The organism is Methylobacterium sp. J-077 (assembly GCF_022829365.1).
Lineage (GTDB): Bacteria > Pseudomonadota > Alphaproteobacteria > Rhizobiales > Beijerinckiaceae > Methylobacterium.
In genome coordinates this window covers 353,433-379,594 of sequence record NZ_JAKSYJ010000119.1, presented here as the reverse complement: position 1 = coordinate 379,594, position 26,162 = coordinate 353,433, and the positions used below count along the sequence as shown (strand labels likewise).

The 26,162-nt window shown below is 68.0% G+C and carries 25 protein-coding genes; 8 read left to right on the top strand and 17 right to left on the bottom strand.

Annotated features, from left to right (window positions below):
- Positions 1–34 precede the first annotated feature (34 nt).
- Positions 35–649, top strand: coding sequence for a DUF2147 domain-containing protein (locus MKL11_RS14710; RefSeq protein ID WP_243944679.1), 615 nt, complete (start codon positions 35–37; stop codon positions 647–649).
- 16 nt (positions 650–665) lie between these two features.
- Here the strand turns inward: MKL11_RS14710 and MKL11_RS14705 are convergent, their stop codons facing one another.
- Positions 666–1,889: a serine hydrolase domain-containing protein gene (locus MKL11_RS14705; RefSeq protein ID WP_243944678.1), complete on the bottom strand. Its 1,224-nt coding sequence runs from the start codon at positions 1,887–1,889 to the stop codon at positions 666–668.
- 58 nt (positions 1,890–1,947) lie between these two features.
- The gene (locus tag MKL11_RS14700; protein ID WP_243944677.1) at positions 1,948–2,457 is read right to left on the bottom strand and encodes a DUF427 domain-containing protein; all 510 of its coding nucleotides are present in this window, start codon (positions 2,455–2,457) and stop codon (positions 1,948–1,950) included.
- A 118-nt stretch (positions 2,458–2,575) separates the two neighbouring features.
- Between MKL11_RS14700 and otsB the strand changes: the two genes are divergently transcribed.
- Both otsB and MKL11_RS14690 read left to right on the top strand, forming a co-directional pair.
- Positions 2,576–3,319, top strand: coding sequence for a trehalose-phosphatase (gene otsB, locus MKL11_RS14695; RefSeq protein WP_243944676.1), 744 nt, complete (start codon positions 2,576–2,578; stop codon positions 3,317–3,319).
- A gap of 81 nt (positions 3,320–3,400) precedes the next feature.
- Positions 3,401–4,408, top strand: a complete 1,008-nt coding sequence (locus MKL11_RS14690; protein WP_243944675.1) for a glucokinase — start codon at positions 3,401–3,403, stop codon at positions 4,406–4,408.
- 49 nt (positions 4,409–4,457) lie between these two features.
- Here MKL11_RS14690 and MKL11_RS14685 read toward each other — a convergent pair whose 3' ends face one another.
- Positions 4,458–5,930: an MFS transporter gene (locus MKL11_RS14685; RefSeq protein ID WP_243944674.1), complete on the bottom strand. Its 1,473-nt coding sequence runs from the start codon at positions 5,928–5,930 to the stop codon at positions 4,458–4,460.
- Positions 5,931–6,089: 159 nt separating this feature from the next.
- On the opposite strand from MKL11_RS14685, the gene MKL11_RS14680 reads away from it, so the two are divergent.
- Both MKL11_RS14680 and MKL11_RS14675 read left to right on the top strand, forming a co-directional pair.
- Entirely contained in the window at positions 6,090–6,380 is a 291-nt protein-coding gene (locus MKL11_RS14680; protein ID WP_243944673.1) for a hypothetical protein, read from the top strand.
- Positions 6,381–6,461: 81 nt separating this feature from the next.
- Positions 6,462–7,403, top strand: coding sequence for a 2-hydroxyacid dehydrogenase (locus MKL11_RS14675; RefSeq protein ID WP_243944672.1), 942 nt, complete (start codon positions 6,462–6,464; stop codon positions 7,401–7,403).
- 224 nt (positions 7,404–7,627) lie between these two features.
- On the opposite strand, the gene MKL11_RS14670 is transcribed toward MKL11_RS14675, so the two are convergent.
- Positions 7,628–8,005 carry a hypothetical protein gene (locus MKL11_RS14670; RefSeq protein WP_243944671.1) on the bottom strand — a complete coding sequence of 126 codons (378 nt, stop codon included), beginning with the start codon at positions 8,003–8,005 and terminating at the stop codon, positions 7,628–7,630.
- Positions 8,006–8,219: 214 nt separating this feature from the next.
- Positions 8,220–10,199: an acyl CoA:acetate/3-ketoacid CoA transferase gene (locus tag MKL11_RS14665; protein ID WP_243944670.1), complete on the bottom strand. Its 1,980-nt coding sequence runs from the start codon at positions 10,197–10,199 to the stop codon at positions 8,220–8,222.
- A 510-nt stretch (positions 10,200–10,709) separates the two neighbouring features.
- On the opposite strand from MKL11_RS14665, the gene MKL11_RS14660 reads away from it, so the two are divergent.
- Positions 10,710–12,653: a cytochrome C oxidase Cbb3 gene (locus MKL11_RS14660; protein ID WP_243944669.1), complete on the top strand. Its 1,944-nt coding sequence runs from the start codon at positions 10,710–10,712 to the stop codon at positions 12,651–12,653.
- A 20-nt stretch (positions 12,654–12,673) separates the two neighbouring features.
- Positions 12,674–13,519, top strand: coding sequence for an oxidoreductase (locus MKL11_RS14655; protein ID WP_243944668.1), 846 nt, complete (start codon positions 12,674–12,676; stop codon positions 13,517–13,519).
- A gap of 35 nt (positions 13,520–13,554) precedes the next feature.
- Here MKL11_RS14655 and MKL11_RS14650 read toward each other — a convergent pair whose 3' ends face one another.
- A complete protein-coding gene (locus MKL11_RS14650) occupies positions 13,555–14,790 on the bottom strand; it encodes an MFS transporter (protein WP_243944667.1) in 1,236 nt (411 codons plus the stop codon).
- A 107-nt stretch (positions 14,791–14,897) separates the two neighbouring features.
- Between MKL11_RS14650 and MKL11_RS14645 the strand changes: the two genes are divergently transcribed.
- A complete protein-coding gene (locus MKL11_RS14645) occupies positions 14,898–15,800 on the top strand; it encodes a LysR family transcriptional regulator (RefSeq protein ID WP_243944666.1) in 903 nt (300 codons plus the stop codon).
- 267 nt (positions 15,801–16,067) lie between these two features.
- Here the strand turns inward: MKL11_RS14645 and MKL11_RS14640 are convergent, their stop codons facing one another.
- The 11 genes from MKL11_RS14640 to MKL11_RS14590 form a co-directional block, all read right to left on the bottom strand.
- Complete coding sequence (locus MKL11_RS14640; protein ID WP_243944665.1) at positions 16,068–16,637, bottom strand: ClpP family protease; 570 nt, start codon at positions 16,635–16,637, stop codon at positions 16,068–16,070.
- A gap of 11 nt (positions 16,638–16,648) precedes the next feature.
- Complete coding sequence (locus MKL11_RS14635) at positions 16,649–17,704, bottom strand: aliphatic amidase (RefSeq protein ID WP_243944664.1); 1,056 nt, start codon at positions 17,702–17,704, stop codon at positions 16,649–16,651.
- Between the two features lie 179 nt (positions 17,705–17,883).
- Positions 17,884–18,201, bottom strand: coding sequence for an FmdB family zinc ribbon protein (locus tag MKL11_RS14630; protein WP_243944663.1), 318 nt, complete (start codon positions 18,199–18,201; stop codon positions 17,884–17,886).
- Positions 18,202–18,372: 171 nt separating this feature from the next.
- Positions 18,373–19,602 (bottom strand): formamidase, encoded by a 1,230-nt coding sequence (gene fmdA / locus MKL11_RS14625; protein ID WP_243944662.1) that lies wholly within the window; start codon positions 19,600–19,602, stop codon positions 18,373–18,375.
- A gap of 62 nt (positions 19,603–19,664) precedes the next feature.
- On the bottom strand, positions 19,665–20,684 hold the full coding sequence (locus tag MKL11_RS14620) for an alpha/beta fold hydrolase (RefSeq protein WP_243944661.1): 1,020 nt from the start codon (positions 20,682–20,684) through the stop codon (positions 19,665–19,667).
- Positions 20,685–20,694: 10 nt separating this feature from the next.
- Entirely contained in the window at positions 20,695–21,459 is a 765-nt protein-coding gene (gene urtE, locus MKL11_RS14615) for an urea ABC transporter ATP-binding subunit UrtE (protein ID WP_243944660.1), read from the bottom strand.
- A 2-nt stretch (positions 21,460–21,461) separates the two neighbouring features.
- Positions 21,462–22,247: an urea ABC transporter ATP-binding protein UrtD gene (gene urtD, locus MKL11_RS14610; RefSeq protein ID WP_243944659.1), complete on the bottom strand. Its 786-nt coding sequence runs from the start codon at positions 22,245–22,247 to the stop codon at positions 21,462–21,464.
- Positions 22,248–22,254: 7 nt separating this feature from the next.
- Positions 22,255–23,427, bottom strand: a complete 1,173-nt coding sequence (gene urtC / locus MKL11_RS14605; RefSeq protein WP_243944721.1) for an urea ABC transporter permease subunit UrtC — start codon at positions 23,425–23,427, stop codon at positions 22,255–22,257.
- Positions 23,428–23,438: 11 nt separating this feature from the next.
- Positions 23,439–24,365 carry an urea ABC transporter permease subunit UrtB gene (gene urtB, locus MKL11_RS14600; RefSeq protein WP_243944658.1) on the bottom strand — a complete coding sequence of 309 codons (927 nt, stop codon included), beginning with the start codon at positions 24,363–24,365 and terminating at the stop codon, positions 23,439–23,441.
- 274 nt (positions 24,366–24,639) lie between these two features.
- Complete coding sequence (gene urtA / locus MKL11_RS14595) at positions 24,640–25,908, bottom strand: urea ABC transporter substrate-binding protein (RefSeq protein ID WP_243944657.1); 1,269 nt, start codon at positions 25,906–25,908, stop codon at positions 24,640–24,642.
- 83 nt (positions 25,909–25,991) lie between these two features.
- A complete protein-coding gene (locus tag MKL11_RS14590; protein WP_243944656.1) occupies positions 25,992–26,144 on the bottom strand; it encodes a hypothetical protein in 153 nt (50 codons plus the stop codon).
- Positions 26,145–26,162 lie beyond the last annotated feature (18 nt).

Sequence of the window (26,162 nt, the reverse complement as noted above, 5' to 3'; positions counted from 1 at the left end):
TCCTTCGGGACTCGCGAGGCAGGGGAGTTCGGGTATGACGATATCTTCGATCGGCCGGCGGTTGGCGCCGCTCGCAGTCCTGGCACTCGCGGCACTGGCGGCCCCGGCGCAGGCCGCGGCTCCGACCGACCCCAGTGGAACCTACCTCACCGAGGACGGCCGTGCCCGCGTCCGCCTCGAGAAGTGCGGCGCCGCCAACGACCGGCTGTGCGGCTACGTGGTCTGGCTGAAGGTCCCGCTCAACGACAAGGGCGAGCCGCGGGTCGACTTCAAGAACCCCGATCCGAAGAAGCAGGCTCGCGCGTCGCTCGGCCATCAGCTGATCATGGGCCTGAAGCCGAACGCCGACGCCCATTACGAGGGCAAGATCTATAATTCCGAGGACGGCAAGTCCTACGACGTCACCATCTGGACCGACGCGCCCAACGAGCTGACTGTGCGGGGCTGCCTGATCGCCTTCCTGTGCAAGTCGCAGACTTGGAACAAGGTCGTCGACCTTGCACCTGGCCAGCTCGCCGGCCCGACCAACGCGCCGAACGGTCCGCGCAGCGACCCGGAATTCGTCACGGCCCCGCCCAAGTCCACCGCCAAGGCGGGCGCGAAGCCGTCGCCGAAGCCAGCCGCCGTGGACGCCCCCGCTCCGCAATGAGCGCGGTTCGCGGTCCTCATTCGTCGAGGGCCGCGTAGGTCAGCACCCGCAGCTCCCGCCGGATCGGCAGCGCCGAGGACGGCACGAGCTGCGTCATGAGCACCACGGACAGATCCTCGACTGGGTCGATCCAGAAGGCGGTCGAGGCCAGGCCGCCCCAGGCAACCTCGCCGGGCGTGCCGAGGATCTGGGCCCGGGCCGGGTCGAGCATCACCGAGAAGCCGAGGCCGAAGCCGATCCCGGTATAGGAGGTTTCGGCGAAGCGCGGCGTGCCCATGGCGGCCAGATCCCCCGACAGGTGGTTGGCCAGCATCAGCGCCACGGTCTTCCGGCCGAGCAGGCGATTGCCATCGAGCGTGCCGCCGTTGAGGATCATCCGGCAGAAGCGCTGATAGTCGGCCGCCGTTGAGACGAGGCCGCCGCCGCCCGAGGCGATGGCCGGCCGCTGGGCGAAGGCGGTCTCCACGGAATCGTCGAACTGTCTGAGCTGGCGCGCCCGGTCATACGCGTAGGTCGCGCAGAAGCGCGGCATCAGCTCGGGGCGGACATGAAAGTCGGTGTCGACCATGCCGAGCGGCGCGATGACCGCCTCGCGCAGGTAGTCGGCGAAGGGGCGGCCGGTGAGCGCCGCCACGTACTGGCCGAGCACGTCGGTGGCGACGCTGTAGTTCCAGGCGCTGCCCGGTTGGGCGAGCAGCGGCATCCTGGCGACCCGCGCCGTCATCTCGGCGAGGCTGCCCTCGCGCGCCAGGAAATCGATGCCGTGCTCGCGATACTGCGCGTCGACGAGGGTCGCCTCCATGAAGCCGTAGGTCAGGCCGGCCGTATGGGTGAGGAGATCGCGCACGGTGATCGCCCGGCGCGCCGGCTCGGTCTCCAGCTTCGCCCGGTTGCCGCCCACGGCCACGCGCATCTCGGCAAATTCCGGCAGCACCCGCGCGACCGGGTCATCCAGCTGGAACAGGCCCTGCTCGTAGAGCTGCATCACCGCCACCGAGGTGAGTGGCTTGGTCATGGAATAGATCCGGGTCACCGTGTCGAGGGTGAACGGGGTGCCGCGGGCGAGGTCGGCCTGCCCGCAGGCGCGGGCGAACGCGACGCGGCCCCGACGCGCCACCGTCACTGACAGGCCGCCGAGCCTGCCCTCTGCCACCAGCCGGTCCATCCATGGCGTGATCCGCGCGAGGCCGCCCGGGCTGAACCCCGCACCTGTCGGGTCGATCTCGGTCAGCGCGCTCATGGCGTCTCCTTCGGCCGGTCAGGCTCGATGGGGAACGATAAAGCGCATAGCTGCGAAGTTACCAGCCCATCGTGCCCGGGCTGCCCTTGAACGGTCCGACGATGCCGGAGGTGATCCAGCCGCCGTAGAAGGTTCCGGGCTGGGGCGTCACCCGCGCGTCGCCGACGAAGCAGGCATCCATCGGCAGGGCGTAGAACGCGACGTAGCCTGAGATCGCGTCGAAGTTGGGCGTCGGGTCGGGGTAGGACCAGGCGGCGCTGGGGGCCAGCCGGTCGCCGCCATGCACGTCGAACAGCACGGCTTGCCCCTTCCACTCGCAGATGCCGCCGCGGCGCGGCCCCGAGAGCACACCGGCCGTCACGTCGCCGGGCGGAAAGTAATAGGTCGGGGGATGGGCTGTCTCCAGCACCCGGTAGCCGGCTCTAGTCTGCGCGATCACCGCACCGCCGAGGACCACCCGCAGTGTCTCCGACACCCGTTCAAGGCGCGGGGGCCGCGGATAGTCCCAGACGCTCTCGTCGCCGGGTCTGGTCGGGTCGGGGATCGGACGGGAAAGCGGACGGGCCATGACGGGTCGGGCGTATATCGTATCCCGCGTAAGCGATAGGTTGATGCCTGTAACCGTTCCTCGCGCCGTCGTCGCATGCTAGCCCGTGCCCCACGCTCACCGCCCGGGACCGACCGCGATGGACATCGCCCTCTTCCTCGACTTCGATGGAACCCTCGCCGAGATCGCGCCGCGGCCGGATGCCGTGCAGGTCGAGCCCGGCCTGGTCGAGACCCTCGAACGGCTGCGCGACCGGCTGGGCGGGGCGCTGGCGATCGTGACCGGCCGGCCGGTCTCGGTGATCGACGCTTTTCTGGCGCCCTCGCGCCTTGATGCGGCCGGGCTGCACGGCGTCGAGTGCCGGGTCGGCGGTTCCCTGTCGGGCGGCCGGGCCGAGGATCATCTGGAGCTGCGCCGTCAGGTCGAGCGCCTGCACGCCGAGAGCCGGGCGCTAGCCGACGTGCTGATCGAGGACAAGGGCGCCTCGGTGGCGGTGCATTGGCGCCTGGCGAGCGCGGCAGATGCCGCCCGGGCCGAGGCGCTGGTCAAGGACGCGGCCGAGGCCCTCGGGGGTGCTTATCGGCTCCAGCTCGGCAAGGCGGTGGGCGAGATCGTCCCGGCGCAGGCGACCAAGGCCCACGCGATCCGTGCTTTCCTGGAGCAGCCCCCCTATGCCGGACGCCGGCCGGTCTTCTTCGGCGACGACCGCACCGACGAGATCGCCTTCGCGTCGGTCAACGAGGATGGCGGTATCGCCGTCCGGGTCGGCGACGGCGACACCGTGGCCAGCCGGCGCCTGCCCGACCCGGTTGCCGTTCGCGCCCTGTTGCGGGATTGGGCGGCGGGCGGCCTCATCGATCCCGAGGCCCTGCCGCCGGCCTGAACCCGCCCTATCCTTCGTCGCATGACGGCAGGCACGTGTCCTGCCTCGCGGTGGACCCGCTCAGGAAAAGGCTCCGCGTCGATGTTCGAATTTCCGGTTCTGATCGGTGATATCGGTGGCACGAACGCCCGCTTCGGCCTGATCGCCGAGAAGGGCGCCGAGCCCCGGCTTCTGTCCCACGAGGCCACCGGCGACCATCCCGATCCGTCCCACGCCATCAAGGCGGCGCTGGCCAAGGGCGGCGATGCCGTGCCGCCGCCGCGCTCGGCCATCCTGGCGATGGGCGGGCGGGTCGACGGCCCGGAGCCCCAACTCACCAACGCGCATTGGCGGATCGGCGGCGAGCGCATCGCCAAGGATTTCGGGCTCTCCTCGGCGGTGGTGGTGAACGATTACGTGCCGGTCGCGGCCGGCGCGGCCGATATCGAGCCCCACGACCTCACGCCGGTCGGGCCCAGCCCGACGATTCCGGGGGGCGCCCGGGTTGTGCTCGGCCCCGGTACCGGCTTCGGCGCGGCGGCCCTGGTGCCCTACTCGGCCCACCTCGCCATCGTCTCCACCGAGGCCGGTCACGCCGATTTCGGTCCGGCGGACGCATTCGAGGAAAAAGTCTGGCACGCGCTGGAGCGGGTCGAGGGGCGCATCACCGTCGAGGCGGTGCTGTCGGGGCCGGGCCTCGCGCGGCTGCACGCGGCGGTGGCGCATGTCCGCACCGGCCAGCCGCACGAGAAGCTCGATCCGGCGGCGGTGACCGAAGCGGGTCTCAAGGCCTCGGACCCGCACGCCGCGGAGGCGCTGGAATTGTTCGGCCGCCTGCTCGGCCGCGTCTGCGGCGACCTCGCCCTGACGTTTCTCGCCACCAGCGGCGTCTATATCGGCGGCGGCATCGCGCCCCGCATCGTCAAGGTGCTGGAGGAGAGCGGGTTCCGCGAGGCGTTCGAGCGCAAGGCGCCTTTCGCCGAGATGATGCGCCAGATCCCCACCAGCGTCATCACCGTCCATGACCCGGCCTTCAAGGGCCTGGCCGCCCTCGCCAACGAGGGCCGGCGCTTCGTCTACCACGGGCAGGTTTGGCGGAAGGACGGCTGACCATGCTCCGCCGGGCGGCCTTTTCGGGCCACCCAACGAGTTTCGATGCTCACGCCGCCGCGAGCGGCTTCGAAACGTCCTCCAGGGACTTGCCCTCCGCGGCCGTGCCCCAGACCCCGCCGACCACCGCGGCGACCAGCATCAGCACCGCGCCGATCCCGTAGCCGAACAGCACCCAGTCGCGGGAACCGGTCTCGACCAGGCTGCCGAACAGGAGCGGCCCGGAGACACCGCCGATGCCGGTGCCCACCGCGTAGAAGGCCGCGATGGCGAGCGCCCGGATCTCCAGCGGGAAGGTCTCGGAGACGGTGAGATAGGCCGAGCTCGCCGCCGCCGAGGCGAAGAAGAACACCACCATCCAGGCCGCGGTCTGCCCAACCGGCCCGACCACGTCGAGGCGGAACAGCAAGCCGACGGCGACCAGCAGCACCGCCGAGATGCCGTAGGTGAAGGCGATCATCTGGCGCCGGCCGATCGTGTCGAACAGCCGCCCGAGCAGCAGCGGCCCCAGGAACGAGCCGAGCGCGAAGGGCAGCAGGTACCAGCCGACGCTGTTGCCCGGCACGGCGTAGAACCGCTCCAGCACCAGCGCGTAGGTGAAGAACAGCGCGTTGTAGAAGAACGCCTGCGCGACCATCAGGGCGAGGCCGACCATCGTGGCCAGCCGGTTCGTGACGAACAGGGCGCGGAACACTTCCGACAGGGGAGTGTGGTCGCGGGTGCGGACCTTCATGCGCTTGCTCTCATCCACCGGCGGCAGGGTGACGCCCTCGTCGGTGAAGCGCTTCTCGATGCCGGTGACGACCCGGTCGGCCTCCGCGGCGTAGCCGTGGGTGGCGAGCCAGCGGGGGCTCTCGGGGATCCAAGTGCGCAGCAGTAGGATCACCAGGCCGATGGCGCCGCCGGTGAAGAACGCGACGCGCCAGCCCCAGGCCGGGTCGATCACCTCGGGCTTCAGCAGCACGATCGACATGAACGAGCCGAGGGCGGCGCCGATCCAGAACGAGCCGTTGATGACCAGGTTGGTCCAGCCGCGGACCCGGGCCGGGACCAGCTCCTGGATGGTCGAGTTGATCGCGGTGTACTCGCCGCCGATGCCGGCGCCGGTGAAGAAGCGGAAGACGCAGAAGCTCGCGACATTCCAGGACATGCCGGTGGCCGCTGTGGCGACGAGGTAGAGGGCGAGCGTGATGAAAAAGAGCTTCTTGCGGCCGATCCGGTCGGTCAGCCAGCCGAAGCCGAGGGCGCCGGTCACGGCGCCGACGAGGTAGCAGGAGGCGGCCAGCCCGACATCGAATTCCGAGAACGACATCGGCGGCTGGCGCAGGGCGCCGACCAGGGAGCCGGCCAGCGTCACTTCGAGGCCGTCGAGCACCCAGGTGATGCCAAGCGCCACGATCACCAGCACGTGGAAGCGGCCCCAGGGCAGCCGGTCCAGCCGCGCGGAGATATCGGTGTCGATGACGCGGCCGATCTCCGCGCGCTCGGGTGTCCCGGCGCTTCCCTCAACCTTGCTCGCCATGCCTGCGCGTCCTCCCCGTGGGTTCGTTTACCGTGCCTCAAGACCTGGCGTTTACCGCAAGTCCAGACAGGTGTTGGGAACGGGTTGGGAATCGATTCGGTTCGATCCCGTCTTCACCCCCGACAGGCAGAACCAGCGTGTCCACGCGGGTTCACTGCCATGTCCGTCCGTTCGCTTCGCTCCCGGCCGCTTCGCCGGTCCCGTTACGGCCTCCTCGCCCTGTTCAGCCTGGCCGGGCTCGCCACCGTACCCACCGAGGGCGCGGACCGGCATCTCGAGCGGCCGAAGCCGCCGGTCCCGATGGCGGGCGCCGAGCGCTGGCGCCTGCGGCCCACCGAGGTGGCGGTGCCGGTCACCACCGGCAGCCTGCGCCAGCGCGCCGCCACAGCGATCCCCGAGGACCGGCGCAGCGTCCGGCTGGTCTACCCGGCTCTGGTCGAGGCGCGCTGATTTGGAGAAAACGCCTCAGGCAGGCACAGCGCCTGCATCGCCCCGAGCGGGCGTGGCCTGAGACGCGTACGGAGTTCGAGGATGGCGGAGGTTGTCGCGCTTGTCGGGTGCAAGGGCCTGGCGCAAGAGGCGGAATACCTCCAGATCCTTTCGGCCGCGATGCCTGGCGAGCGGCTGGTCCCGTTCCGCCTGATGACCGATGCGGAGCGCGCGGGCGCGCAGGTCGCCGTCGTGGCGAACCCCGATCCGGCGGAGGTCGCCGCCCTGCCGGGTCTGGTCTGGGTGCAGAGCCTGTGGGCCGGCGTCGAGAAGCTGGTCGGCGCCTTCGACCGGCCCCTCCCGATCGTCCGGCTGGTTGATCGCGAGATGGCCCGCGCCATGGCCGAGGCGGTGCTGGCCTGGACCTATTACCTCCACCGCGACATGCCGGCCTACGCGCGCCAGCAGCGTGAGCGGGTCTGGCAACCGCAACCCTACCGCAAGCCGTCCGACATGACGGTCGGCCTGCTCGGCCTCGGAGCGCTCGGCACCGCGGCGGCCGGACGGCTCACCGGGGCGGGGTTCTCCGTCATCGGCTGGAGCCGGACGCCGAAGACCGTGGCGGGGATCGAGACGGTCCACGGCGCGGATGGCCTCCCGGCGATGCTTGGGCGCTGCGACATCCTCGTCTGCCTGATGCCGCTGACGCTGGAAACGCGCGGCCTGGTGAATGCCCGCCGGCTCGCCGCCCTCAAGCCCGGGGCGGCGCTGATCAACTTCGCCCGGGGGCCGATCGTGGTGACCGAGGACCTGATCGCGGCGCTGGATGCCGGCCACCTGTCGCACGCGGTGCTCGACGTGTTCGACGTCGAGCCGCTGCCGGCGGCCTCGCCGCTCTGGACCCATCCAGGGGTGACCGTTCTGCCGCATATCTCCGGCCCCACCGACATGGACTCTGCCGCCGCTACGGTGGCGGCTAATCTGCGCGCGTACCGCGGCACCGGGCAGCCGCCGCAGGGGGTGGATGCCGGGCGGGGGTATTAGGATTTTGGCCCGATCCGCGAGGCGCGGGCACGGTCTGCCCTTGGCCCAGGTCGGGCACACTAGAGTTCGTCAGAACATCCCGAAAAGCGGATCCCGGTCGGGCGCTGTTGGAAGTCGGCTCGCGATTCAGCGGTGGACATACGCGCTGCGCCCTTCAGGCGCCCCACACGCACCACGCGGGTGATCGCGTCCAGCAACACCTGATGGCACATGCCGTCTTCGCCTTATGCGCCGACGGGCCTCACCACCACGTCCTCGGCGTCGACCAGTGTCGCCATGACCGCGGCCTGGATCCGAACGAAAACCTCGTCGAGATCGCCGGTGCTCTGCATCAACAGAGCGCATGAGAGGGCGATGATTTGCGGGGTGCATTCGGTCCCGTCAGCGAGGAACTCCCGGATCGCCTCCACAAGGGACGCGATCCCATCCTGCTCCGAAAGCGAGCTCAGGACATGCCTGCAGTCTTGCCGCAGCGGTGCGATCTCGCTGTCGACGACCGAAACCCATTGTCGGTTGTGGTCATAGATGAGCCAGCGCACGGACCCCGTAGCGGGAGGGGCTAGTCCCGCGAGATAGCGCTGAGCGGCGGCGTCATCGAACATAGGCCGGCCTTGAATTTCCGCCGTGCAGAACGCCAATGCGTCGTATCACCATCTCGAAGCTCAACGGATCTGCTTCTCCGGGCGTTCACACGGGGGCGCCGGTGGACGCGACGTCTGCGTCTTCCGACTCTCGCTCGACAGTGGACCGTCGCAAACCCACGCCGCGGCCGTTCGCAGGGCAAGCGGGTGGCCGCGAGGCCCTATCGCAGCTGCCCTACGCCGCCGAGGCGACCGCCGGGGAGATCCGCTTGCGGGCCTTCGTGTCGGTGCTGCCGAGGAAGGCCTGGGCCTCCTCCTTGCGCTCGAACACGTGGGGGGCGACGCCGCGCCGGGTCAGCGCCTCCTCCATCTTCAGGCGCAGGAACGCGCTGGTGACGTAGCGCGTCGTGGTCGCGTAATAGTTCGCCTGGAGATACTGGATCATCCCGGCATAATCGTCGATCAGGTTCTCGTTGAGCCGAAAGCCGTCGTGGTTGATCACGGCGTTGACCCGCTGGCCGGCCTTGCGGCACGCACCGACGATGGTCATGCGCAGCTCGTCCATGTCGCTCTTCACCCGGCAATACCAGCCTTCGAGATTGATGAAGAGGATGTTGCGCTCGCCGTCGTAGCTGATGCGCGAGGCCAGATCGAGGTTGAGCAGGTCCGAGAGCAGCTCCATCGGTTCGTCGCGGAAGATGCGCGGGTCCATCGGCACCGGATTGCGCACCACCGGCTTGAAATCCATGTGGGCGAGGATGTCGCGCTCGATGTCGATGCCCGGCGCCACCTCGACCAGTTCGAGGCCGTCGGCGGTGAGCTGGAAGACGCAGCGCTCGGTCACGTAGAGGACGGGCTGTGCCCGCTCGACCGCGTAGGGACCCGAGAAGGTGTTCTGCTGCACCTGCGTCACGAACTTGCGCGACCGGCCCTCGCTGACGATCCGCACCACGCCGTCGTCGACGGCGATCTCCAGCCCGCCCGCCGTGAAGGTGCCGGCGAACACCACCGTGCGGGCGTTCTGCGAGATGTTGATGAACCCGCCGCAGCCGTTGAGCTTGCCGCCGAACTTCGAGGTGTTGACGTTGCCGGCAGCATCGCACTCGGCCATGCCGAGGCAGGTCATGTCGAGGCCGCCGCCGTCGTAGAAGTCGAACATCTGGTTCTGGTCGATGATGCAGTCGGCGTTGGTGGCCGCGCCGAAGCTGGAGCCCGAGGCTAGCACCCCGCCGACCGCCCCGGCCTCGGTGGTCAGGGTGATGTAGGGCGTGATCTTCTCCTCGTTGGCCACCGAGGAGATGCCCTCCGGCGCGCCGACCCCGAGATTGACCACGCCGTTCGGCGGCAGCTCGAAGGCGGCCCGGCGGGCGATGATCTTGCGCTCGTTGAGCGGCATCCGCTTGATGCCGGTGACGGGGACGCGGATCTCGCCGGCCAAGGCGGCGTCGTGCATGACGCCGTAATTCATCCGGTGCATCTCGGGCTCGGCGACCACGACGCAATCGACCAGGATGCCAGGGACGCGCACGTCCTTGGGCAGCAGGTAGCCGTCGTCGACGATGCGCTCGACCTGGGCGATGACGATGCCGCCGTTGTTGCGGGCGGCCATGGCCTGGGCCAGGCAATCGAGGGTCAGCGCCTCCTTCTCGTAGGAGAGGTTGCCCGACGGGTCGGCCGAGGTGGCGCGGATGAAGGCCACGTCGATCTTGGTAGCGGTGTAGAACAGCCACTCCTCGCCATCGACCTCCACCAGCTTGACGATGTCCTCCGTGGTCAGGGTGTTGACCTTGGCGCCGCCGTGGCGCGGATCGACATAGGTCTGCAGCCCGACCTTCGAGAACAGGCCGGGCTGGCCGGCGGCGCAGGCCCGGTAGAGCTGCGAGATCACCCCCTGGGGCAGGTTGTAGCCGCGGATCAGGTTGTTCTGCGCGGCCTGCGCGACCTTCGGCATCCGTCCGAAATTGGCGGCGATCACCCGCGCGAGCAGGCCGTCATGGTGCAGGCGGCCGGTGCCGAGGCCTTTGCTGTCGCCCGCGCCCGCCGTCATGATCAGGGTCAGGCCCCGGGGCGATCCGGTCTCGACGAAGCGCTTCTCCAGGGCGGCGTGCAGCGCCTCCGGGATGCAGCTCTGGACGAAGCCCGTGGTGGTCACGACGTCGTTCACGCGGATCAGAGCGATCGCCTCGTCCGCCGTGATGACCTTGTTCTTCCTCATGAAGCCCACGATCCTCCCTCCGGCCCGAATGTCCGACCGGCCTCGGCGCCGGCCGTCTCCGAGTCTGTTACCGGCCGGCGGCGCGGAGCCCGAAGGGTTCCGGCACACGGTCGACCAAATTTCTGACCGTCAGCACTGTTGCGTCGCATCTAAGATTTGCGGCATTGCAGTACAAACACGTCCGTTACATCATGCTAACGCATAATGACCCGGACGTGCTGCTGAAAAAGTCTTTGGTAGACGATCAGAAAAATTGCTTGGCGCTGTTGTAGGCCGTGAGAGGTGCCGGTACTTTGCGCCTAAGCGCGCGTCGGATCGTCGACCTGTCCAGAGTGAGGAATCGTTCATCCCATCTGGATTGCGAGTCTTGCCGACGTCGGATGGTGTCGCGAACGTGACACCCGGTCCCCCCCGCCGGGGTGAACTTCACCGACGAATATCCGTTGATCGCCGGCCGCCGATCCCCGCACACCCGCAGGCCGGATCGGCCACGGATATCGAAGACGATCCATGGGTTGGCCCCGCCGCATCCTCCTCGTCGCCGGCCTCGCAACCGTCGCGGCCGGTGCCACGCTCGGTCTCGGCCGGTTCAGCTACGCGCCGATGCCCGACCGGGCCGACCTGCTGAACCCCGACCGCTACCCGATCCAGACCGCCTTCGACGTCCTCGGGCGCCGGGTCTCGCGCGCGGAGGCGGACCGGCTCAACGGAACCGAGGCGGGTCGCAAGGCGCTCTCGGCCGGGAGCGGCGCCGTTGCGATCGATCCCGCCATGGTCGAACGTGGTCGGCAGGCCTTCTACCAGGAGACGTTCGGCAACGAGGTGTTCCTGACCGACGTGATGGGCATGCTCGATGGCGGCCTGACGCCGACGCAGGTCGCCCTCGCTGTGGCCAAGCTCGGCGGGCAAGGCACCACCAATCTCCAAGTCGCCATGGCCCAGGACATGCGCGTCGGCAACCGGACCTACCGTAAGGGTGAACTGGTCCCGACCGGGCTCGACGTGCCGAAGGGCGGCGCTTTCATCATCGGGATCAAGACCTTCTCCGATCGAGGGCATCTGCGCATGGGCATCACCTGCGCCCTGTGCCACGCGGCGGTCGATCCGGGCACCGGCAAGGTCGTAGAGGGGGCGCCCAACACCGATCTCAATGCCGGGCTGCTGATGGCGCTGGCCAAGAACTCCTCCGCCTACTTCATGCATGCGAGCGTGCCGGAGGCGGATCCTCCGCAGGCGGGCGACACCAGCGACGCGCCGGCCCTGCCGGATGCCGAGGCCGTGGAGGCGGCCACCAAGGTCCAGGTCGCGAGCTGGCCGCCGGGCAGCTTCGATTCCTCCGCCGACCGGGTGACCAACCCGACCTCGATCCCGTCGAGCTTCTCTGCCTACGGCGAGCCCTACAGCTGGAGCGGGCGCGAGGCGATCGGGCCGTTCGCCGGCCTGTCGTCGCTCAACAACAACGTCCACGCCGCCAATTCCGACACGACCCAGCTCGCCGCCGCCGCACCTTGGCTGTTCGGCATGGAGCCCGAGACCTATCTCGGCATCGTCTTGCGCGGTGCGGCCACCGAGTCCTTCCGATACAGGCCCGGCGAGTCCCGCAAGCCCTCCGAGGTGCTGCGCAGCGTCGACCCGACGCCGGCTTCGCCCGGGCTCAACAGCTACGCGGTGCTGCCGACCTATCCGGCGACCAACTACGTCACCGACAACGGCTTGTTCACCTCGGTGCCCGGGGAGCCGGTCAACCACGCCAACAACGCCATGTCTGCGTTCCAGAACCTGCTGCACCCTCCGGCCGCGAAACAGGATTCCGCCGCCGTCCAGGCCGGGCGCGCCGTGTTCGAGAAGGCCGGCTGCGGCACCTGCCATGCCGGCCCGGCGCTAACGAACCACCGGATCATCCCGGAAGCCGAGATCGGCACCGAGCCGACCCGCGCCCGGGCCGGGGCCAAGATGGAGGCGCGGCTGTCACCGCCGACGCTCTTCTCGACCGACACGCCGTTCCCGCTGCCGGCCGATCCGGTGATCGTGCCGGTGCCGCTCGCGGGCGACACGCTCGCTCAGGTGCAGCTCGCCTGGGGGCAGGGCGGGACCGAAGGCGGCTACAAGGTTCCGAACCTCGTCGGGCTGGCCTGGACGGCGCCGTACCTGCACGATTCGGGCATCGCGGTCGGTTCCGATCCGGAGACTCAGCTCGGCGTTCCGGGGACGGTGTACCGCGGCATCGCCCCCGATCCCACGAATAGCCTGCGCGGCCTGATCGACCGGGACCTGAGGGCGAAGGTCATCGCTGCGAATAAATCGTCGGATACGGCACGCATCGCGCGCGTTACCGGCGAAGGCCACGGCTACTGGGCGGATGCCGGCACCGGCGTGTCGCGCCAAGACCAGGACGCGCTGATCGCCTACCTGCTGTCGATCGATACCCTAACCGAGCCGGCGGCGACGCCCTGATCACCACGGAACGAATCACCATGGCAAACACCCAACCGGTCTGGTTCATCACCGGCTGCTCCACCGGCTTCGGCCTAGAGCTGGCCAGGCTCGTCATCGCCCGGGGCTGGCGGGCGGTGGTGACCGCCCGCGACCGGGCCAAGGTGGCCGACCTGGCGGAAGGCGCGGCCGACCGGGTCCTGGCGATCTCCCTGGACGTCACCGATGCGGGCCAGATCGCCCAGGCGGTGAGTGAAGCAGCGACGAAATTCGGGCGGATCGACGTGCTGGTGAACAACGCCGGCTACGGCTACCAAGCCTCGATCGAGGAGGGCGAGGAGGACAAGATCCGCGCCCAGTTCGACGCCAACGTGTTCGGCCTGTTCGCCCTGACCCGGGCGGTGCTGCCGACCATGCGGGCGCAGCGCTCCGGCCATATCCTCAACGTCACCTCGGTGGCCGGATTCGTCGGCTTCCCGGGCTCCGGCTACTACGCCGCCACCAAGCATGCCGTGGAAGGCTTCTCCGACGCGCTCGCCGCCGAGGCCGGGCCGATCGGCATCAAGGTCACCTGCATCGAGCCGGGCCCGTTCCGCACCGACTGGGCCGGCCGCTCCCTGATCCAGACTCCGAGCACGATCTCCGACTACGCCGAGACCGCCGGCGCGCGCCTCAAGGCCACCTCCGAGAAGAGCGGCACCCAGGCCGGCGATCCCGTTCGGGCCGGCGAGGCGATGATCCGGGTGACCGAGATCGACAAACCGCCCCGCCACCTCGTGCTCGGCGCCTGGGGCTACGACGCGGTCACCGACCGGCTGAAGCAGAGCCTCGCCGAGATCGAGGCGTGGCGCGAGACGAGTTTGGGGGCGGATTACCCACAGGGATGAAAGATTGAGCCCGACGACGGGCGTCCGCGGCCGTTTCAGGCCGCCTGATGCCCGTCGGTGAGGGACAGAACGAGGGCGGCGCCGCCGAACAGGGCGCCGACCGCGCAAACTCCGCCCCAACCGGACTGAACCCATGCGAGGCCGGAAACACTCGAGCCCGCCGCCGCCCCGATGAAGAATAGGCCTGTGAACAACCCGTTCAGGCGCCCACGGGCTTCTGTCTGCACCATGTTGATCGCCCGCCGCCCGAGCGTCTGATCGCCAATCACGCCGAGATCAAGGATCACGGCCGCCAGCACCAGCGCCCCGAGGGCGAGGGGGGCTGGCAGGATACCGGTCACCTCCGCGCCACCGCAGGCCGCCAGTGCCATGCCGCCGAGAATGGCGAGATGCGCGAGGATTGTGGCGGGGCGCGTCAAGCCCCGGTCGCCGGCACGGCCGGCGATGGGCGCCACCACGGCGCCGGCCGCCCCCGCCAGGGCGAAGACGGCGATTCCGGTCTGGCTCAGACCGAACGGCGGCTCGGCCAGCCGCAGCGCCACTGAGGTCCAGAACACCCCGAAGGCGCCCATGCACAGACCCTGCGAGGCGGAACGGCGCCTCAGCATGGGCTCCTGTCTCAGCAAGGCGAACAGCGATGCGATCAGGCGCGGATAGGATGCTATCTCGGACGGATGCCGCTCGGGCACGATTCGGGCCAGCACGATCGTCAGCAAAGCCACGAGCCCGGCCAGGATGCCGTAGAACCAGCGCCAGCCGGCATATTCGGCGACGAGGCTGGCGGCCGGGCGTGACAGCAGGATCCCCAGCATCAGGCCGCTCATGACGTTCCCGACGACGCGTCCGCGCTCGGAGACCGGCGCCAGGGCCGCCGCGGTCGGCACCAGCATCTGGATCGCGCTCGCGGTCACGCCGACGAGGAACGAGGCCGTGAGGAAGAGCGGCGCCGACGGTGCCGCGGCGGCACCGGCCAAGGCGATCACGCCAGCGCCGAGCGTCCGCGTGATCAGAGCACGGTTCTCGGCCAGATCCGTCAGCGGCACGAGGAGGAACAGGCCGGCCGCATAGCCCAGCAACGTGATCGTCGTCACGAGGCCCGTCTCGGTCCCCCCGAAACCGAGGGACGGGCCGATCACGCCCGAGAGCGGTTGCGACGCGTAGAGGCTGAGGACGATCACGCCGGCGACGACGGCGAAGATCAGGGTCAATCCGCGCGCCACCCGCTCAGATCTGGGATTGGGGATCACGGCGCCGGGCACGGATGTCGTCATGACGGATGTCCACAGTTTGTTGTAGCGGCAGGCCCTGAACGCTAATTCTCCTCCAGGACGGCGACAATCGTCTCGCCCAGCCAGAATTTGTTGCTGAAAGCGTGAGAATGGCGGCGAACCTCGAGCGCTACAGAGCCTTCATCGAGATCGTCGATCGCGGTAGCCTGACCGCCGCCGCCCATCATCTCGACGTCTCGCTTCAATCGATCAGCCGCGCCCTGTCGGCTCTGGAGCGCGAGTTCGGAGTCGAACTGATCCGGCGCACGACGCGACGGCTCCAGCCGACCTCCGCCGGCCTCGCCTTCCATGCCCGGGTGAAGGCCGCGCTGACCGAGATCGAACTCGCCCGTGCGGAGATCGGGCGCGAGAGCGCCCGAGTCGCGGGCCTATTGCGGATCGGCGCCTCGGTCCTGTTCGCACCGAAGCACGTCGTCCCGGCCGCAGCGGCGTTCCTGGCGCGGCATCCGCATGTCGAGATCGAACTCGTCCTGTCGGACGGAATCGCCAACCTGATCGAGGACAGGCTCGATCTGGCGATCCGGATCGGCGATCCGGGTCCGTCCCACCTGAAGATGCGCCCCCTCGCACAGCTTCGGCGGGTGATTGTCGGGTCGCCGCCCTACCTCGCGCGCCGCGGGCTGCCGCTGGGGCCCCGAGACCTCGCCGATCACGATTGCGTCGTGCGCACCTTCGGACCGGAAGGGGATGCCTGGCCTCTGACGATCGACGGCACGGTCGCGCGCATTCCGGTCCGTGGCGCCTTCCGCTGCAACGATGCCGCCTCCGCCAACGCGGCCGTGGTCGCGGGCGCCGGCCTCGGCCTGGCCCCCCTCTGGCAGGTCCGGGACGATCTCGATCAGGGCTGTTTGAAAATTGTCCTGCCCGCGTTCGAGCCGCCGGCCGTTCCGGTTCAGGCCGTCTGGCCCGGAGCCATCGGCACGCCGATACGAACGCGCCTCTTCGTCGAGACCCTTGCCCTCCGGCTGGCCTCCGACGCCCCGCGCCTCTGAGGCGGCGCCGAATTTGCGCGGGACCAAGCCAAGAACCTATTCAATTTCGTGATCGAGCTTCGATCCATCTCGCGCCGTCGTCGCGAGCTTAGCGAGGCGACCCGATGCGGCGCGCGATGTCCGAGCCGGGCGCATCCCTAGGTTGCTTCGCTGCGCTCGCAAGGACGGTGAGGGCCGCCGAGAACCCGCGGATTTTTGGACCGCTCCTCCGATTGGAGATCTCGGTTACGCTTCAGGACCTCAAGATGACGTCGCGGATGCGGCCGCTCAGAGCACCGCCTCGATCAGCCCCCGCGCCTTTGCTTCCTCCGCCTCGAGGTACCAATTGGCCGGCGCTTTCTCCAGGACCTCGTCCAGGGTCACGTCCGAGCCCTGGATCAGGTTCGAAAACCCCTCGTTCTGGATGACGATCGAGCATTCGATCTCGTGCAGCGTCGCCTTCACGGCGGCGACGCAGGTGGTGAGCGGGCCCTGGACGTGGAGCTCCTTGTTCATCTTGCGCTCGTGGATCATCAGCCGCGTGCCCCGGGTGAGGTAGCGGTTCGGCCGGGCGAAGAAGCTCATGAAGGTGGTGCCGGCCGAGTAGATCGCCGCCTTGCCGAGGAAGACGAAGCGGCGGTCCGGGCTCATCTCGCTGTGGTAGCGGATGTCCTCGCCCATCATCCGGGCGACCTCCGGGTCGCCGCCCAGCGTCGAGAGCTCGACCACGACGATCGCGCGCTCGCCGGCATTGGCGAATTGCCGGCGGAAATCCTTGTACATGTCGTAGTCGACCGGGCCCGACAGCAGCACGGCAGGGCTGCGGAACGCGGTCGGGCCGAGGGGGGTGGTATCCATGGGCCTGTCTCTCAGCGAACCGGGTCGGGCGCGCCCTCACCCTTGCCGACGAACGGGATGCCCTCGATCGGGCATTCCTCGGTGCCGACGCTCTGCCGGGTTATGGCGCGAACGGCGTCGCGGGTTCCGTCGGGATCCTCGATCCAGCGCCGGTAGAACTCGTAGGGGCATTCCGACATCCCGTGCCGGTTTTCCTTGGAGTTGATCATGCCGGTATAGCCGCGGTGCAGCAGCTTGAAGAGGTGGTTCTCGGATTGGCCGTGGGCGCGGAAATCCCGGATCAGGAATTTTGAGAGCGCGGCGTACTGGATGCCCATCTCCTCCTCGCCGCACTCACCGAGCGTGCGGCCGTCGAAGCCGATGATCGCCGAGTGGCCGAAGTATGTATAGACGCCGTCGAACCCGGCGGCGTTCGAGACCGCCACGTAGACGTTGTTGGCGAACGCCATCGCCTTCGAGATCACGATCTGCTGTTCTTTCGCCGGGTACATGTAGCCCTGGCAGCGGATGATCAGCTCGGCGCCGCGCATGGCGCAGTCGCGCCAGATCTCGGGATAATTGCCGTCGTCGCAGATGATCAGGCTGATCTTCAGGCCCTTCGGCCCGTCCGACACATAGGTGCGGTCGCCCGGATACCAGCCCTCGATCGGCGTCCAGGGCATGATCTTGCGGTACTTCTGCACGATCGCGCCCTGGTCGTTCATCAGGATCAGGGTGTTGTAGGGCGCCTTGTTGGGGTGTTCCTCGTGGCGCTCGCCGGTGAGCGAGAACACGCCCCAGACCTTGGCCTCGCGGCAGGCGGCGGCGAACACCTCGGTCTCGGCGCCGGGTACCGAGGAGGCCGTCTCGTACATCTCGGCGGCGTCGTACATGATGCCGTGGGTCGAGTATTCGGGAAAGATCACCAGGTCGAGACCGGGGAGGCCGGTCTTCATGCCGATGATCATCTTGCCGATCGCCTTGGCGTTCTCCAGCACCTCGGCGCGGGTATGGAGCCGCGGCATCTTGTAGTTGACGACGGCGACGCCGACGCTGTCCTGGCTGGACGAGATGTCTCCGTGCATCATGGTGAGGATTCCTCCTACTATTTGACTCTCAAGGCACCGGCTCCCCCCATCGCTGGGGGGCGTGTTCGAACATCGAGCTGTGAAGGCTGCGACGCGCCCCCTCTCCCGCACGGGAGAGGGGACCCGCGCCGCGTTCGTGAGCTGCGAGTCCGTAAGCCCGCGGAGGGGGAAGGGCTGGTTCAGTGGCTGATCATCCAGGGCCGCGCGCTCGGAAAGCTCTTGGCGGCGGCCGGCGCCGCGGCCGTCTTCTTCGGCGTGCAGCAGCCGCAGCCCGCGCCGTGGCTGCCAGAGCGTCGCGGCGCGTGCCGGCTGCGCTCGTTGGTGGCGTGGGCCGCCGTGAGCCCCGCATCCATCCCGGAAATGCGCGGGGCGGTGAGGAAGGCCCGCGCGCAGGCCTCCCCGCAATCCGGGCAAGCGTGCGGATCCTTGAACTCCGCCATCGGCCGCATGGCGGTGAACGGCCCGCAGGCCGCACAGGCGTATTCGTAGACGGGCATGGCGTGCTTTCAGAATTGAACGGTGCGTTATCAGGTTGAGCGCGGGTCCCCTCTCCCGTGCGGGAGAGGGACAGGGTGAGGGATACGACCCCTCCGGATGGACCTGACCCCTCACCCCAATCCTCTCCCGCACGGAAGAGGGGGCAGGTCGCGTCCGTGACCGGCGGCAGATTACAGATCCGGCGAGAGCGGCATCTGGATCGACCCGTCCAGGAACTTGGTCGGCCCGTCGGCACCCGGGTTGATGTCGAACTCGAAGATCTTGGTCGGTATCCACAGGGTCGCGCAGGCGTTCGGGATGTCGACCACCCCGGAGATGTGCCCCTGGACCGGCGCCGTGCCGAGGATCGAATAGGCCTGCGCGCCCGAATAGCCGAACTTCTTGAGGTACTCGATCGCGTTCAGGCAGGCCTGCCGGTAGGCGATGTGAACATCCAAATAATGCTGGCCGCCGTGCTCGTCGACCGAGATGCCCTCGAAGATCAGGTGATCGTCGAACTTGGGCGTGATCGGCGACGGCTTGAAGATCGGGTTCTTGATCCCGTACTTCGCCATCCCGCCCTTGATCAGATCGACCTTGAGATGGACCCAGCCGGCCATCTCGATGGCGCCGCAGAAGGTGATCTCGCCGTCGCCCTGGCTGAAGTGCAGGTCGCCCATAGAGAGGCCGGCGCCGGGCACGTAGACCGGGAAGTAGATCTTCGAGCCGCGCGACAGGTCCTTGATATCGCAATTGCCGCCGTGCTCCCGGGGCGGGACCGTCCGGGCGCCGGTGGCGGCCGCGGCCTCCTTCGCGTCGCCCTGGAGGCGGCCCATATGGGCGGTCGGGCCGAAGGGGAGGGTGGCCAGCGCCGGCACGCGCTCGGGATCGGTGTCGTAGAGCGCCTTCTCGCGGGTGTTCCAGGTCTCCAGCATCTTCGGATCGGGCAGGCAGCCGATCAGCCCGGGATGGATCAGGCCGGGGAAGCGCACGCCGGGCACGTGGCGGGACTTGGTGAACATGCCCTCGAAGTCCCAGATCGACTTCTGAGCCTGCGGGAAGTGCTCGTCGAGGAAGCCGCCGCCGTTCTTCTTCGAGAAGAAGCCGTTGAAGCCCCACTGGCTCTCGGGCTTGGCGCCGATATCGAGGAGGTCGACCACCAGCAGGTCGCCGGGCTCCGCGCCCTCGACGCCGATCGGGCCGGACAGGAAGTGGACGATCGACAGGTCGATGTCGCGGACATCGTCGGCGGAATCGTTGTTCTTGATGAAGCCGCCGGTCCAGTCGTAGGTCTCGACGATGAAGTCCGCGCCCGGCTTCACGGTGGCGACCATCGGGATGTCCGGGTGCCAGCGGTTGTGCACCATGTCGTTGTCGTAGGCCGATTGCGTCAGATCGACCTTGATCAGCGTCTCGGGCATGTTCTGTCTCCAGCTCCCTAGAACCTTGGGGCGGACCCCATCCGCGCGCCGTTGCGCGAACCTCACCCGCTCGCGAGCAGCTCTTTCAGCGCGTCGTCGAGGACCTTGATGTCGTCCGGGCTGGTGCCGGGGCCGCCCGCGAAATGGCCCCACCACGTGTCGATCACGCGCAGTTCCGCGTTCGGCATGGCGGCCGCCTCGATGGCGTTGTCCTCGGGCGGGAAGTACAGGTCCGTCGACGCCGGCATCAGGAACGCCTTCGCGCGGATCGCGCCGAGGGCGGCCTTGAAGTAGCCCTTGAAGGTGTCGTTGGCGCTGATGTCGCCGTGCTGCCACGTCCACAGCATGGCGAGCAGGTTGTTGGCGTCGCGCGCGTAGAACAGCCCTTCCCAGAACCCGATCAGGAAGTCCTCCAGGGAGGCGTAGCCCATGTGGGTGATGTCGGCCTCGAGCCGGTAGAAGGTCTGCGACAGGCCCCAGCCGGCATAGACCCGGCCGAAGGCGCGCAGGCCCCGGGTCGGCGGGCGCGTGTACCAGCCCTCTTCCCAGGCGGCGTCGGCCTGCAGCGCCGCCTTGGCGCCCTCTAGGAAGACGTAGTTGTGCCGGGAGCACTTGGCCGACCCCTGAAACGGCAGGATCTTCGGCACCATGTCGGGATACATCGACGCCCAGTGGTAGGTCTGGAGCGCCCCCATCGACCAGCCGGTGACCAGAACCAGCGTCTCGATGCCGAAATGCTCGGTGACGAGGCGGTGCTGGGCGCGGACGTTGTCGTAGGCGGTGACGTTGGGGAAGCGCGGCCCGTTCCAGGGCGCGGGGGTGTTGCTCGGCGAGGACGAGAGCCCGTTGCCGAACATGTTCGGGATGATGATGAAATACTTGTCGGGATCGAGCGCCTTGCCGGGGCCGATCAGCCATTCGTTCTCCGTGTGCTGGCCCGAGTACCAGGTCGGGTAGACGATGGCGTTGTCCTTGGCCGGGCTCAGCGTCCCGAAGGTCTTGTAGGCGAGCTTGGCCGCACGCAGCGTCTTGCCGCACTGGAGCACGAAGTCGCCGAGTTCGAAGATCTCGTGATCGGCCATTCAGGCGCCCCTAGACCGACAGGAACCGGGCGACGGCGGCCTCGTCGATGCCCTCGCGCGGGGCCTCGTGGACGATGGCGCCGTTCTCCATGACGATCACCCGGTCGGCGACGTCGAGGGCGAAGCTCAGGACCTGCTCGGAGACGACGATGGAGAGGCCGCGCTGGTCTCGGATCTTCTTGAGGGTACGGCCCATCTCGCGGATGATCGAGGGCTGGATGCCCTCCGTGGGCTCGTCCAGCAGCAGCACCTTCGGGCGGCTTGCGAGCGCCCGGGCGATGGCGAGCTGCTGCTGCTGGCCGCCGGACAGGTTGCCGCCGCGCCGTCCCTTCATCTCCAGCAGGACCGGGAACATGTCGTAGAGGTCCTGCGGCACCTTGCGGGTGCCGGTGACGGTCAGGCCGGTCTCGATGTTCTCCTGGACCGTCATGGTGGAAAAGATCATCCGGCCCTGCGGCACGTAGGCGAGGCCCTTGGCGACCCGGGCATGGCTCTTGAGCCCGGCGACCGCCTCGCCCTCGACCCGGATCGTCCCGGATTTCACCGGCACGAGACCCATCAGGGTCTTCATCAGGGTGGTCTTGCCCATGCCGTTGCGGCCCATCACGGCGACGATCTCGCCGGGTGCCACCGAGAAGGTCAGCCCGTGCAGGACCTCGCTCTGGCCGTAGGCGGCGTGGAGGTCATGGACGTCGAGGGCCGGGGCCACGTCCGGGATCACGGCGCGCGGGGGCGCCTGGGCGAGTGGCGGATGCGCGGTCTGGAGCGAGGCCATCGTCAATGTCCCAGATACACTTCGATGACCTTCGGGTCGTTCTTGACCCGCTCCATCGAGCCTTCGGAGAGCACCTTGCCCTGGTGCAGGACCGTGACCCGGTGGGCGATGTCCTCGACGAACTTCATGTCGTGCTCGATCACCAGCACCGAGCGGCCCTTGATGATCTGGTTGAGCAGCTCCGCGGTCTTGATCCGCTCGCCGACGCTCATCCCGGCTACCGGCTCGTCGAGCATCAGGAGTTCCGGGTCCTGGATCAGCAGCATGCCGATCTCCAGCCACTGCTTCTGGCCGTGGCTCAGGAACTCCGCCCGCTCCTTGAGCTGGTCCTTCAGGAAGATCGTCTCGGCGATTTCGTGGATCCGGTCACGGACCTCGGCGTCGCGCTTGAAGGTGAGCGCCCCGAACACCGAGCGGCCGCGGGGGAACGAGATTTCCAGGTTCTCGAACACCGTGAGGTCGTCGTAGATCGACGGCGTCTGGAACTTGCGGCCGACGCCGGCCTGCACGATCGCGCTCTCGGAGAGCTTGGTCAGCTCCTGGCCCTTGTACTTGATCGAGCCGGCGCTGGCCCGGGTGCGCCCGCAGATCAGGTCGAGCACCGTGGTCTTTCCGGCGCCGTTGGGGCCGATAATTACCCGGATCTCGTCCGGATCGACGTAGAACGACACGTCGTTGACCGCCTTGAAGCCGTCGAACGAGACCGTCAGCGCCTCGACGGCGAGGAGGTAATCGGCCGGCACCGCCTCGGCGCCGACCACGGGGGAGGAGAGGATCGCGGCGTTCATGGATTCCTCACTCGGCCGGAGCGCCGTGGGGCGGGACGATGGCGGGTGGTGGCGCCCGCAGCCCCTTCACCCGGCGGGTCAGGCGGGGCTCGATCTGCTCGCGCCAGATGCCGGCGAGACCGTTCGGGAAGGCCAGGACCACCGCGATGAACAGGGCGCCGAGGCCGAACAGCCAGAGATCCGGAAAACTCTCGGAGAAGCTGGTCTTGGCCCAGTTCACCAGCAGCGTGCCCCAGACCGCGCCGAACAGGGACATCCGCCCGCCGACCGCGGCGTAGATGACCATCTCGATGGACGGCACGATGCCCACGAAGGAGGGCGACATGAACCCGACCTGGAGGGTGAACATCGCCCCGCCGATCGCCGCGAAGGCCGCCGCCAGGCAGAAGGCGAAGACCTTGAAGCCGGCCACCGCGTAGCCCGAGAACCGGACCCGGTCCTCCTTGTCGCGCATGGCGACCAGGATGCGGCCGAGCTTCGACTTCTTCACGTATTGCGCCGCCAGGATGCAGGCGATCAGCAAGCCGCCGTTGACGAAGTACAGGATCACCTTGGCGTGGTCGGTGCGGATGTCCCAGCCGTGGAGGGTGCGCAGGTCGGTGATGCCGTTGATGCCGCCGGTATAGCCCTGCTGGCCGACGATCAGGATCGTCAGGATCGCGGCGATCGCCTGGGTGATGATGGCGAAGTAGGTGCCGCCGACCCGGCGCTTGAACATCGCGTAGGAGATGATGAAGGCGAACAGGACCGGCACCGCGACCACCAGGATCAGGGTCAGCGGCAGGCTCTTGAACGGCAGCCAGAACCACGGCACCGCGGTGATCTGGTTCCAGTCCATGAAGTCCGGGATGCCCGGGGTCGATTGAATCTTCGTGTTGGCGACGCTCGAAGCCTCCAGCTTCAGGTACATCGCCATGCAATAGCCGCCGAGCCCGAAGAACACGCCCTGGCCCAGCGACAGGATGCCGGCATAGCCCCAGCAGATCACCAGCCCGAGGGCCACGAAGGCGTAAGTCAGGTACTTGCCGACGAGGTTGAGGCGGAACCCGTCGAGGGCCAGGGGCAGGACCACCAGGATCACCCCGGCGAGCAGAGCCAAGCTCAGCCACTCCACCGGCTTCATGAACGGGTTGTCGTTGACGGTGACCGATTTGGTCAGGGTCTGGACCGGATTCGTCATCATGGACATCCTCAGCGCCGGACCTTGAGGGTGAAGAGGCCCTGCGGCCGCAACATCAGGATGCCGACCACCGCGAGCAGGGTGATCACCTTGGCCATCGAGCCGGAGAGGAAGAATTCCAGGGTCGATTGCGTCTGCGAGATCGAGAAGGCCGACGCGATGGTGCCGAGCAGGCTCGCGGCGCCGCCGAACACGACGATCAGGAAGGTGTCGACGATGTAGAGCTGGCCCGAGGTCGGCCCGGTGGAGCCGATCATCGTGAAGGCCGAGCCGGCGATCCCCGCGATGCCGCAGCCGAGGCCGAAGGTGTAGCGATCGACCTTCTCGGTATCGATGCCCACGGCTCCGGCCATGGCGCGGTTGGCCATCACGGCCCGGACCTGCTGGCCGAAGCGCGAGCGGTAGATCAGCAGCGCCACGCTCACCGTGATCAGGATGGTGATGGCCATCACGAACAGGCCGTTGATCGGGATCTCGATCGTGTCGGTGACCTGCACCGAGCCGATCAGCCAGGACGGCAATTCGACGCCGACTTCGCGCGCGCCGAAGATCGACCGGTAGGCCTGCTGCAGGATCAGGGACAGGCCCCAGGTGGCGAGCAGGGTGTCGAGCGGGCGCTTGTAGAGGAACCGGATCAGGCTCCACTCCACCAGCATGCCGAGCGCCCCCGAGGCCACGAACGCCAGACCCATCGCGACGAAGAAGTAGACCGGGAACAGGGCCGGCAGGTAGCTCTGGCAGAACGTCGAGCAGAGATACGTGACGTAGGCCCCGAGGATCATGAACTCCCCGTGTGCCATGTTGATCACGCCCATCTGGCCGAAGATGATCGCCAGCCCCAGCGCCATCAGCAGATAGACCGAGAACAGGATCAGGCCGGCGAAGCCCTGCATGGCGAAGATCGCGCCGAGGTCGCCGAGGGAATAGTCGCCGAGCATTGCTTTCGGTCTCCCGCGATCTGGCTGGTGTGGTGGGCGCCCGGGGGCGTGGTCGTTTTTGCCGGGTACCGTCGGATTCAGGCGATGCCGATTGAGGCGCGGGTCCCCTCTCCCGTGCGGGAGAGGGACAGGGTGAGGGATGCGACCTCTCCGGAAAGTCTGGGTCCCTCACCCCAACCCTCTCCCGCACGGGAGAGGGGGCTTGTCGCGGCCTTCCCGTACCGATGTGTGAACTTCGGAACCCTCAGGGGCGGGAAGGAAGAGCTGGTGGCGACTACTGGTAACCCTTCGGGAACGGATCCGGCTTGATCAGTTCCGGGCTGGTGTAGACGATCTCGAACTGGCCGTCGGGCTTGGCCTTGCCGACCCGGGTCTTCGACCAGAGATGGTGGTTCTCGTCGATCCGGACGTAGCCCTCCGGCGCGCCCTTGAACTCCAGGCCCGGCGAGGCCGCCACCACCTTGTCGACGTCGAAGGAGCCGGCCTTCTCGCAGGCCATCTTCCACAGGAACGGCCCGAGATAGGCGGCCTGGGTCACGTCGCCGATGACGGTCTTCTCGCCCCACATCTTCTTGAAGGCGGCGACGAACGCCTTGTTGTTGTCGTTCTCGATCGACTGGAAGTACTTCATGCACGCATAGGCGCCGGCGATGTTCTCGCCGCCGATGCCGTCGATCTCGTCCTCGGTGACCGAGATCGTCATCAGCACCTGCTTGGACAGGTCGATGCCGGCGGCCTTGAGCTGCTTGTAGAACGCCACGTTCGAGCCGCCGACCACGTCGGTGAAGATCACCTTCGGCTTGGTCAGCTTGATCTTGTTGATCACCGAGTTGAACTGGGTGTGGCCGAGCGGGAAGTATTCCTCGCCGACCACCTTGCCCTTGAGCACGTTCTCGACGTGCTTGCGGGCGATCTTGTTCGAGGTGCGCGGCCAGATGTAATCGGAGCCGATGAAGTAGAAGCTGTCGCCACCCTTCTCCTTGTGGACCCAGTCGAGCCCGGCGAGGATCTGCTGCGTCGCCTCCTGGCCGGTGTAGAACACGTTCTTGGACTGCTCCAGGCCTTCGTAGAAGGTCGGATAGTACAGGAGGCCGTTATACTGCTCGAACACCGGCAGCACCGCCTTGCGCGAGGCCGAAGTCCAGCAGCCCATCACGGCGGCGCAATGGTCGTTGACCAGGAGCTTCTTGGCCTTCTCGGCGAAGGTCGGCCAGTCGGAGGCACCGTCCTCCTGGATGATCTTGATCTTGCGGCCGAGCACGCCGCCGGCCTCGTTGATCTGCGCGATCGCGAGCTTTTCCGCCTCCTGGGCGCCGGTCTCGGAGATCGCCATCGTGCCGGTGACCGAATGCAGGATGCCGACCGTCACCTCGGTGTCGGTCACGGCGAGGCCGGTTGTGTTCACCGCCGAGGTCGGTGCGGCGGCCCAGGCCCCGCGCGGCATCAGGGCGAGGGCCGGCGCCCCGGCCAGTCCCATGAGCAGCCTGCGCCGCAGCGGGGAATGCAAGCCGTTCTTCGCGCCGGTCTCGGTGTCGTCAGCCATCGTGCCTGCCTTAATCCGCGTCCGGGCCTTGAGAAGCGGCTCGGATCGACCAGTCCAGGCTAGGTCTTCGGTTGCACTGCGGCCTATACGATGTTTTGCGTATGGCCGTCGTCTTGCATCGAGTGCACCATCGCGGCGCAGAAGTCTGAGGGATCGTTGGCAGCGAGGGCGGACAGCGTGGCCAGCGCCCGGGCGCTGGATTTTTTCCGCGCGCGCGCGAGCGAAGGCAGCTCCATGCGCCGGACCGGGCTGCG

What these genes read in the sequence shown, in the direction of transcription:
- MKL11_RS14665 (WP_243944670.1), bottom strand. Translation starts at nt 10,199, where the DNA reads ATGAGGAAGAACAAGGTCATCACGGCGGACGAGGCGATCGCTCTGATC.
- MKL11_RS14705 (WP_243944678.1), bottom strand. Translation starts at nt 1,889, where the DNA reads ATGAGCGCGCTGACCGAGATCGACCCGACAGGTGCGGGGTTCAGCCCG.
- MKL11_RS14640 (WP_243944665.1), bottom strand. Translation starts at nt 16,637, where the DNA reads ATGGATACCACCCCCCTCGGCCCGACCGCGTTCCGCAGCCCTGCCGTG.
- urtA (WP_243944657.1), bottom strand. Translation starts at nt 25,908, where the DNA reads ATGGCTGACGACACCGAGACCGGCGCGAAGAACGGCTTGCATTCCCCG.
- MKL11_RS14700 (WP_243944677.1), bottom strand. Translation starts at nt 2,457, where the DNA reads ATGGCCCGTCCGCTTTCCCGTCCGATCCCCGACCCGACCAGACCCGGC.
- otsB (WP_243944676.1), top strand. Translation starts at nt 2,576, where the DNA reads ATGGACATCGCCCTCTTCCTCGACTTCGATGGAACCCTCGCCGAGATC.
- MKL11_RS14685 (WP_243944674.1), bottom strand. Translation starts at nt 5,930, where the DNA reads ATGGCGAGCAAGGTTGAGGGAAGCGCCGGGACACCCGAGCGCGCGGAG.
- urtB (WP_243944658.1), bottom strand. Translation starts at nt 24,365, where the DNA reads ATGCTCGGCGACTATTCCCTCGGCGACCTCGGCGCGATCTTCGCCATG.
- MKL11_RS14655 (WP_243944668.1), top strand. Translation starts at nt 12,674, where the DNA reads ATGGCAAACACCCAACCGGTCTGGTTCATCACCGGCTGCTCCACCGGC.
- MKL11_RS14590 (WP_243944656.1), bottom strand. Translation starts at nt 26,144, where the DNA reads ATGGAGCTGCCTTCGCTCGCGCGCGCGCGGAAAAAATCCAGCGCCCGG.
- fmdA (WP_243944662.1), bottom strand. Translation starts at nt 19,602, where the DNA reads ATGCCCGAGACGCTGATCAAGGTCGATCTGACGCAATCGGCCTACGAC.
- MKL11_RS14645 (WP_243944666.1), top strand. Translation starts at nt 14,898, where the DNA reads ATGGCGGCGAACCTCGAGCGCTACAGAGCCTTCATCGAGATCGTCGAT.
- MKL11_RS14675 (WP_243944672.1), top strand. Translation starts at nt 6,462, where the DNA reads ATGGCGGAGGTTGTCGCGCTTGTCGGGTGCAAGGGCCTGGCGCAAGAG.
- urtD (WP_243944659.1), bottom strand. Translation starts at nt 22,247, where the DNA reads ATGAACGCCGCGATCCTCTCCTCCCCCGTGGTCGGCGCCGAGGCGGTG.
- MKL11_RS14690 (WP_243944675.1), top strand. Translation starts at nt 3,401, where the DNA reads ATGTTCGAATTTCCGGTTCTGATCGGTGATATCGGTGGCACGAACGCC.
- MKL11_RS14710 (WP_243944679.1), top strand. Translation starts at nt 35, where the DNA reads ATGACGATATCTTCGATCGGCCGGCGGTTGGCGCCGCTCGCAGTCCTG.
- MKL11_RS14620 (WP_243944661.1), bottom strand. Translation starts at nt 20,684, where the DNA reads ATGGCCGATCACGAGATCTTCGAACTCGGCGACTTCGTGCTCCAGTGC.
- MKL11_RS14635 (WP_243944664.1), bottom strand. Translation starts at nt 17,704, where the DNA reads ATGATGCACGGAGACATCTCGTCCAGCCAGGACAGCGTCGGCGTCGCC.
- MKL11_RS14630 (WP_243944663.1), bottom strand. Translation starts at nt 18,201, where the DNA reads ATGCCCGTCTACGAATACGCCTGTGCGGCCTGCGGGCCGTTCACCGCC.
- MKL11_RS14670 (WP_243944671.1), bottom strand. Translation starts at nt 8,005, where the DNA reads ATGTTCGATGACGCCGCCGCTCAGCGCTATCTCGCGGGACTAGCCCCT.
- MKL11_RS14650 (WP_243944667.1), bottom strand. Translation starts at nt 14,790, where the DNA reads ATGACGACATCCGTGCCCGGCGCCGTGATCCCCAATCCCAGATCTGAG.
- urtE (WP_243944660.1), bottom strand. Translation starts at nt 21,459, where the DNA reads ATGGCCTCGCTCCAGACCGCGCATCCGCCACTCGCCCAGGCGCCCCCG.
- urtC (WP_243944721.1), bottom strand. Translation starts at nt 23,427, where the DNA reads ATGACGAATCCGGTCCAGACCCTGACCAAATCGGTCACCGTCAACGAC.
- MKL11_RS14680 (WP_243944673.1), top strand. Translation starts at nt 6,090, where the DNA reads ATGTCCGTCCGTTCGCTTCGCTCCCGGCCGCTTCGCCGGTCCCGTTAC.
- MKL11_RS14660 (WP_243944669.1), top strand. Translation starts at nt 10,710, where the DNA reads ATGGGTTGGCCCCGCCGCATCCTCCTCGTCGCCGGCCTCGCAACCGTC.